Below are 8,875 nucleotides of genomic sequence, written 5' to 3'. Positions count from 1 at the left end.
TTAACTCCTGACTTAATCTACAACTTGGCTAAACTCTTCGATTAACTGTCGACTTAATCTACAACTTGACCGAACTCTTCGATTAACTCCCTAATTAATCTACAACTTGGCTAATCTCTTAGATTAACTGCCGACTTAATCTACAACTTAGCCGAACTCTTCGATTAACTGTCGACTTAATCTACAACTTAGCTAAACTCTTCGATTAACTGCCGACTTAATCTACAACTTATTTCATTCTTTCAAAAATTCTAATTTATGTCCTAGGATTCTTGTTTAATTATTATAATTCCATTGAATCCAATAGTTCATATACAAATTCTCTATCATTTTCATTTCCATGAATATATTTATTAATATAACATGAACGAATACTTGGTGAGATTACATCTTTTTGAAGTGGTAAGTATTGTTTAATGTATAAGTCTATCGGTGTTGGTGGTAATGATTTTTGTGGATTTGGTTGTATATAGGGTATATCTTGTTGAATTTCATAACCATGTCTATTAAAGAAATTATTTCTTAAAATGGCAAGATCTTTTTTACTTTGATCATCGTATGAATCTGCTCCAAATGATTCTAACATAATCATGTTAGCGTCTCTTCCATGAACGTTCTGAGCATGTTTATGTAGTGCTTCTTCAGTTTTTTCTAAAGTTTGTGCACCGACACGTTGATTACGGTATTCAGGGTGTGTCATTAAATAAATGATAAAAGCTGAGTTGGTAGTAGGTTCATAGTGTCCTGTAGATAAACTAACAACTGTATCATCAATTAAACCAACTAAAAATATATAATGCTTTTTAATATGTTCAGATGTTAATGAGTGAATAAAGACGTGACGATCTTCTCTTACTTCAGCTTTGAAAATTTCTTCGTACATTTCTAAAGACTTTTTAAATAATGGATCATCGATAGATGTTACAACTTCAAAATTCATAGTTATGAACCCCTCAAATCAATATTTTCTAATATTATAACATAAGATATTAATAGAGGTAGAATTCAACTGTGATGATAATAAAAAATAAGAGGCTGAGACAATTAATTGTCTCAGCCTCTTAAGTATTAAGTTTATCGTCTGTTGGATTGTTTATATCTGCTTCTTCACGTCTTACTTTTTCAGATACATGCTCTGTATCTTGAACTTTATTTTTTTTGATAACTATTTCTTCAGATACAACATTCTCTTTATCAACATTTACGCGTTCTTCATGTAATTGAACAGATTCTTCATCTTTGTCATTTCGAGTACCATCATTAAATGATTGATTAGATGCATTAATGTTAGTATCTCTTTCATTTTGACTAGTTGAGAAATTAGATTCACGTGTTGTATCTACGTTTGATGCAGGTGGCTCAACACTTTCATTTGGCTTATCATAATTTAATGTTGAACGTTCTGCTTCCACATCATCATCGTGAACTCTTGAGAATGATGAATCATCATTTCTTGAAAGATCTTGTTGGTCTTTAACATTATCCGTTTCGCGATATGTGGTATTTGTTTTTTCTCTATTATTTAATGCTTCTAAATCTCTTTCGTTATCACTAGAGTATACTTTACGATTATCTTCATCGTTTACTTGTGTTTCTTGTTCATCAGACTGTTTGTTCGCATAACCAGCAGCGCCAAGTCCTGATGCACCTGCTAAGTTTGCTGAAGTGGAAGTGTCATCATTATTATCAGCAAAATTAGAATTGTCTACATCATCATGTGCAACTTCTTCTTTATCAATACTATTGCCATAGCGATTAGTGTCAGTAGATCTATCTGTTTCTGCTTCATTATCAAATGAAGGTGAATCCGTTTTTTCTGTTGTGTTATGAGTTAAATCATTATTAGAAACGTCATCGCTTCGGTTAAATTCATTTTCTCTTTCAGCGTTGCCAAATTCGTTTTGATTTTGAGAAGTGTCATTATCGTTCTTAGATGAACTAGCTGCAGCGGCACCAGCAGCACCTGCTCCTAATCCTGCACCGGCAACTGTTCCTTTAGAAACGCCATTTGAATCATTGTCTTCATTTGAATTACGAGAAACATCATTATTAGAAACGTCGTCACTACGGTTGAATTCATTTTCTTTATCAGCATTGCCAAATTCATTTTGATCATGAGAAGTATCGTTATCATTCTTAGATGAACTAGCTGCAGCAGCACCAGCAGCACCAGCAGCACCAGCTCCTACGCCTGCACCAGCAGCTGTTCCTTTAGAAACGCCACTTTCTTCATTCCCTTCATTTGAAAATGGTTTTGTATTGTCATAATGTTCATTTCCTGATTGAGAACCTTTAGGGTGTTCTGAATCATAGTTTTTACTATCATCTAAATTATCATTATCAATATATAACAAGATCTTGCCGTTATTTAAATCTGCTTTGTACTCATTTAATTTCTCTTCTGGAACATGTACACTTGATAAAACTCTTTCCTCAGAACTTTCACCAGAGAATAATGCCGTAATCTTATCACTAAATGATCCTCTTGAGCTTTTAACTTTAACATCTGTGTAATCTAAAGAGTTATCTTCTAACTTATCCTCAGAGATAACTTGTAAATCACTTTCTCCTGCGCCTTCTTGCTTTAATTCATCAATACGTTGCAATAAATCACTTTCGTTATTAAACTTTTCTATTTTACCCATACTAAAACCTCCATAAATTTGTAATGTGTAAAAATCTGATAAATAGTGATTATTCTCTTGCGCTTAAAACTTAATAAATATTGTTTATATAAATACAATATAATTCACAAATACCCTTGTAGAAAGGAATCAAACAAAAATAAACCAACTTTCTAATTATTTAAACAATTCAGTTTATTTAAATACTGTTTAAATCGCGTGATTATAAGGTTTTGCCTATTGTAAAAATACTGATACTTTGTTATTATCAATGAATAATTTATTACTAAAAACTCATATAATCTGAAGGATATGGCTTTAGAAGTTTCTACCGTGTTGCCTTAAATGACACGACTATGAGTAAATGAATAACATTGGAATCAGACTATCTAAAATGGTGTGGTTTTATATTATTTTTTACTCATCTTACCTATTTTTTAGGATTAAGGTGTGTTTTTTTTAATCTAAATGAGGAGGCGAGTAGTGTGAGGACACTACAAGATAGAGTTAAAGAAGACGGTGTGGTAATCGACGAGAAGATTCTTAAAGTTGATTCATTTTTAAATCACCAAATTGATGCAAAGTTAATGTACGAAGTTGGTCAAGTCATTACTGAACACTTTAAAGATAAGAAAATTACGAAAGTACTTACTATTGAGGCTTCTGGTATCGCACCAGCAATTATGGCTTCTTTACATTTAGATGTTCCGTGTTTATTTGCTAAAAAAGCAAAAACATCTACAATGACGTCTGAGTTTTATCACACAGATATCCACTCATTTACAAAAAATACAACAAGTACAGTGGTTATTTCGAAACAATTTTTAAATGAAGATGATCACGTATTAATTATCGATGACTTTTTAGCGAACGGTGAAGCATCATTAGGTTTACATCGTTTAGTGAAAGCTGCTCATGCTACAACATCAGGAATAGGAATTGTTATTGAAAAAAGTTTCCAACCAGGTAGAGAAAAATTAGAATCTGAAGGATTAGAAGTGTTATCACTTTGCCAAGTTGCTTCTTTATTAGGAAATGAAGTCAAGTTGGTAGGCGAATAAAATGAAAAATTTTATATTAAGTATTCAACATTTACTCGCTATGTATGCCGGGGCCATAATGGTACCTATTATTGTAGGTTCTGCTCTTAAGTTCACACCAGAAGAAGTTGCATATTTAGTTTCTATTGATATCTTTATGTGTGGTGTGGCAACATTTTTACAAGTTTATAAAGGAATAGGTATTGGACTACCGGTAGTCTTGGGATGCACATTTACTGCTGTTGCACCAATGATTCTAGTTGGTAATACACATGGTATTGGTGTCTTGTATGGTTCAATATTCTTATCGGGTATTATTGTTGTCTTAATTTCTCCATTTTTCTCATATTTAGTAAAATTATTTCCACCAGTTGTTACAGGTAGTGTAGTGACAATAATCGGTATCACTTTAATGCCAGTAGCTATGAACTATTTAGCTGGAGGAGAAGGTGAGAAAAATTATGGAGATGCTAAAAATATATTCCTAGGTGTCTTCACACTAGTCATTATTTTAATTATACAACGATTATCAAAAGGGTTTATAAAATCTATTGCCATACTATTAGGTTTACTGATTGGTACGATAGTTGCTTCATTTTATGGATTATTAGATACATCAAGTTTAAGAACATCAAATTGGTTAGAGTTACCAAGACCATTTAGATTTAGTGGCTTTGAATTCGAATTTGGCACTACGATTGTTTTTGTAATTGTAGCAATTGTGAGTCTTATTGAATCAACAGGTGTGTATCACGCACTGAGTGAAATTACGAAGCAACCAATCACTAGGAAAGGTTTATCAAAAGGTTATAGAGCTGAAGGAATTGCTATAATGATTGGAGCAATATTTAATGCATTTCCATATACAGCATACTCTCAAAATGTCGGACTCGTATCATTATCGGGAGCTAAAAAGAATCAGATCATGTATATGATGGTTGCACTTTTAATTGTATGTGGATCGATACCAAAGCTTGGTGCTTTAGCAAGTATGATTCCTTTCCCTGTATTAGGTGGCGCAATGATTGCGATGTTTGGAATGGTTATGGCTTACGGCGTTAAGATGCTTGGAGGCATAGACTTTAACAAACAAAACAATTTACTCGTAATTGCTGTATCTGTAGGAATAGGTGCTGGAATTACTGCTGTACCACAAGCGCTTGAAACATTTGGAGAACAATATGCATGGTTAACTCAAAACGGTATAGTACTTGGTACTTTCTCAGCTATTATATTGAATTTGTGTTTTAATGGATTAAACAATCAACAAAACATTGAAAATGTGAAATAATAAATATGAAAATAAATAAGTGGAGGTTCTATTCATGTGGGAAAACAAATTTCAAAAAGAAGGTTTAACGTTCGATGACGTATTATTAGTACCAGCAAAATCAGAAGTATTACCGAGTGATGTAGACTTAAGCGTTTCATTATCTAAGAATATTCAGTTGAATATTCCTATTATCTCAGCTGGAATGGATACAGTTACTGAAGCTAAAATGGCGATTGCTATGGCTAGACAAGGTGGCTTAGGTGTTATTCATAAAAACATGTCTATAGAACATCAAGCAGACGAAGTGCAAAAAGTTAAACGTTCTGAAAATGGTGTTATTACAAACCCATTCTTCTTAACACCTGACGAACAAGTATATGCAGCAGAAGCATTAATGAGTAAATATCGTATTTCTGGTGTACCTATTGTTAATAACGAAGAAGATATGGAACTTGTAGGTATTATTACGAACCGTGATTTAAGATTTATCGAGAACTTCTCCATCAAAATTTCAGATGTTATGACTAAAGAAGATTTAGTGACATCTCCAGTTGGAACAACTTTAGATGAAGCTGAAGAAATTTTACAAAAATATAAAATTGAAAAACTTCCATTAGTATCTAACGAAGGTAAACTTAAAGGCTTAATTACGATTAAAGATATTGAAAAAGTAATTGAATTCCCTTATGCTGCAAAAGATAAAGAAGGACGTCTTCTTGTTGCCGCTGCATTAGGTATTGCAAAAGATACACCAATCCGTGCTCAAAAATTAGTAGAAGCGGGTGCAGATGCACTTGTTATAGATACTGCTCATGGTCATTCTAAAGGTGTATTAAATGTAGTTAAAGAAATTAGTCAATCATATCCAGAAGTAACAATCATCGCAGGTAATGTTGCAACGCAAGAAGGTACAAGAGCATTATTTGAAGCAGGAGCAGATGTAGTTAAAGTTGGTATTGGACCAGGTTCAATTTGTACAACGCGTGTTGTTGCTGGTGTTGGTGTACCTCAAATTACTGCTATTTACGATTGTGCAACTGAAGCTCGTAAACATGGTAAAGCAATTATTGCTGATGGTGGTATCAAGTTCTCAGGAGACATCGCTAAAGCATTAGCAGCTGGTGGTAACGCTGTAATGTTAGGTAGTTTACTTGCTGGTACAGAAGAAAGCCCTGGACAAACTGAAATCTTCCAAGGACGTCAATACAAAGTATATCGTGGTATGGGCTCACTTGGTGCAATGGAACAAGGTTCAAAAGACCGTTACTTCCAAGAAGACACTACAGCTAAGAAATTCGTTCCAGAAGGTATTGAAGGTAGAATCGACTTTAAAGGACCTCTACAAGATACAATCTATCAATTAACTGGCGGTATTAAGAGTGGTATGGGCTATACAGGTTCAGCTAATTTAGAAGCATTAAGAGAAGATGCTCAGTTTATTAGAATGACTGGCGCAGGACTTAAAGAATCACATCCGCATGATGTTCAAATTACTAAAGAAGCACCAAACTACTCATTTTAATTAAAGGAGAACAACAATTATGGAAATGGCTTTTGAACAAGAGTTAATTCTTGTATTGGACTTTGGTAGTCAATATAATCAATTGATTACGCGTCGTATAAGAGAGATGGGCGTCTATAGTGAATTACACGACCATGAAATCTCAATCGAAGAAATTAAAAAAATGAATCCTAAAGGTATTATCCTTTCAGGTGGACCTAATTCAGTTTATGAAGAAGGATCATTTACAGTTAATCCTGAAATTTTTGAGCTTGGCATCCCAGTATTAGGTATTTGTTATGGTATGCAGTTAATGACAAAATTATTAGGTGGATCTGTAGAAAGAGCGAATGAACGTGAATACGGTAAAGCAACGTTAAACGTTAAATCAGATGATGATTTATTCTTTAGTTTACCTAACAGTCAAACAGTTTGGATGAGTCACAGTGATAAGGTTATTGATATACCTGAGAACTTTGAAATCATTGCAGATAGCCCAAGTTGTCAAAATGCAGCAATTGAAGATAAATCAAGAAAATTATACGGTGTACAGTTCCATCCAGAAGTACGTCATACTGAATTTGGTAACGACTTATTAAGAAACTTTATTCGTCGTGTATGTGAATGTACAGGTAACTGGTCGATGGAAAACTTTGTTGATATTGAAGTAGAAAAAATTAGAAAACAAGTTGGAGATCGTAAAGTATTGTGTGCGATGAGTGGTGGAGTTGATTCATCAGTCGTAGCAGTATTGCTTCATAAAGCAATTGGTGATCAATTAACATGTATTTTCGTAGACCATGGACTTCTTAGAAAAGGAGAAGGCGACATGGTAATGGAAAACTTTGGTGAAGGATTTAATATGAATATCATCAGAGTAGATGCTAAAGAGCGCTTTATGAATAAATTAACAGGTGTATCAGATCCAGAGAAGAAACGTAAAATCATCGGTAATGAATTCGTATATGTATTTGATGACGAAGCATCTAAGTTAGAAGGTGTAGACTTCCTAGCTCAAGGAACGTTATATACAGATATAATCGAATCAGGAACAAAAACTGCACAAACAATTAAATCACACCATAACGTAGGTGGATTACCAGAAGATATGCAGTTCCAATTAATCGAACCAATTAATACATTATTTAAAGACGAAGTACGTGCACTAGGAATAGAATTAGGAATACCAGAACACCTTGTATGGCGTCAACCATTCCCAGGTCCAGGACTAGGTATCCGTGTGTTAGGTGAAATCACAGAAGATAAATTAGAAATCGTGAGAGAATCTGATGCAATTCTTAGAGAAGTTGTACGTGAAGAAGGTCTAGAAAGAGATATATGGCAATACTTCACAGTATTACCTGACATCCGTTCAGTAGGTGTTATGGGAGACTATCGTACATATGACTACACAGTCGGCGTACGCGCAGTAACATCAATAGACGGCATGACAAGTGACTTTGCAAGAATCGATTGGGAAGTCTTACAAAAAGTATCAAGCCGTATCGTAAATGAAGTAGATCACGTAAATAGAGTAGTCTATGACATTACATCTAAGCCCCCAAGTACAATCGAGTGGGAATAATATATAAAATTAAGACAACCCTCTAGCTGCTATAGTTAGAGGGTTGTTTTTGTGTTCTTATTATGCAAATGTTTATGATAACAATGAAATCATTGAATGTAATTTGGAATGATTAGAAGTATAAATAATATAAACATTGCCAGTGCGCTAAAGTAAACAGAAGTATTGTTTCTAATATATAATTTAGATATTGTTTCGGAAATTAATAATTGTGTTAAAAAGCTAAATACAAACATAAATAATAAGCTAAATATTAATCCTAATAAATTAACATCTGTGACATCAAAAGAAATAATCAAAAACATAGCCAGAAATAAAAGTATTATATAAATAAAGTACTGGAAAAGAATATTTATTTTATCTAATAATCGCCTAATAATTTCAATGTCAAAGATGTATTTTAGTAAAAATATATTTACTAAAATAGAGAAAACAAATTGTAAAAATAGCAAAGACGTTAAATTATTAAAAAAAGATGTCTTTTGATCCAAGAACGTCGTTATTATAGATAATAATATAATGAGAAATACGATGAATAAATTTGTTTTTCTATACATAAGAAGGCTCCAATAAATTAATTTATTTTTACTGCGTTTTGAAAGCTATCAGGTGCAACTTTCTTATTGTTTATAATATCAATATAATCAAGTATAACATCTTCTCCTATACCTGTAGTGTATACTAAGTATGATTCATTATCATAAATTTTTCCTAATACTTTGTTATTTAATTTGAGTGTTTTATCAATATCCTTCTTAATTGTAATACCTTCATTAGAATAAATATTTTTATTATTACTAAATATATATATATTAGCTTTATAATCGTGATTCTTTTTAGAAATATGTATAT

General features: G+C 32.8%; 7 protein-coding genes and 1 riboswitch. Of the genes, 4 read left to right on the top strand and 3 right to left on the bottom strand.

Annotation, left to right across the window (positions count from 1 at the left end):
- Positions 1-283: 283 nt before the first annotated feature.
- Together CD129_RS01345 and CD129_RS01340 are read right to left on the bottom strand one after the other, a co-directional pair.
- Complete coding sequence (locus CD129_RS01345) at positions 284-940, bottom strand: GNAT family N-acetyltransferase (RefSeq protein ID WP_078357142.1); 657 nt, start codon at positions 938-940, stop codon at positions 284-286.
- A gap of 121 nt (positions 941-1,061) precedes the next feature.
- Positions 1,062-2,645 (bottom strand): DUF2382 domain-containing protein, encoded by a 1,584-nt coding sequence (locus tag CD129_RS01340; protein ID WP_115337905.1) that lies wholly within the window; start codon positions 2,643-2,645, stop codon positions 1,062-1,064.
- A 253-nt stretch (positions 2,646-2,898) separates the two neighbouring features.
- Positions 2,899-3,001: riboswitch (purine riboswitch) on the top strand.
- 108 nt (positions 3,002-3,109) lie between these two features.
- Between CD129_RS01340 and xpt the strand changes: the two genes are divergently transcribed.
- The 4 genes from xpt to guaA are packed head-to-tail and all read left to right on the top strand — an operon-like array spanning position 3,110 to position 8,023.
- Positions 3,110-3,685 carry a xanthine phosphoribosyltransferase gene (gene xpt / locus CD129_RS01335; protein WP_115337904.1) on the top strand — a complete coding sequence of 192 codons (576 nt, stop codon included), beginning with the start codon at positions 3,110-3,112 and terminating at the stop codon, positions 3,683-3,685.
- Position 3,686: 1 nt separating this feature from the next.
- Positions 3,687-4,955 (top strand): nucleobase:cation symporter-2 family protein, encoded by a 1,269-nt coding sequence (locus CD129_RS01330; protein ID WP_078357139.1) that lies wholly within the window; start codon positions 3,687-3,689, stop codon positions 4,953-4,955.
- 34 nt (positions 4,956-4,989) lie between these two features.
- A complete protein-coding gene (gene guaB, locus CD129_RS01325; RefSeq protein ID WP_078357138.1) occupies positions 4,990-6,459 on the top strand; it encodes an IMP dehydrogenase in 1,470 nt (489 codons plus the stop codon).
- 19 nt (positions 6,460-6,478) lie between these two features.
- Complete coding sequence (gene guaA, locus CD129_RS01320) at positions 6,479-8,023, top strand: glutamine-hydrolyzing GMP synthase (RefSeq protein ID WP_078357137.1); 1,545 nt, start codon at positions 6,479-6,481, stop codon at positions 8,021-8,023.
- A gap of 574 nt (positions 8,024-8,597) precedes the next feature.
- Here the strand turns inward: guaA and CD129_RS13145 are convergent.
- On the bottom strand, positions 8,598-8,875 hold a 278-nt coding region (locus tag CD129_RS13145; RefSeq protein WP_170167656.1), incomplete at its 5' end, for a hypothetical protein.

Source organism: Mammaliicoccus fleurettii, assembly GCF_003970575.1.
Lineage (GTDB): Bacteria > Bacillota > Bacilli > Staphylococcales > Staphylococcaceae > Mammaliicoccus > Mammaliicoccus fleurettii.
Note: the sequence above shows the minus strand (reverse complement) of the source record. Positions and strands in the feature narration are given on the sequence as shown.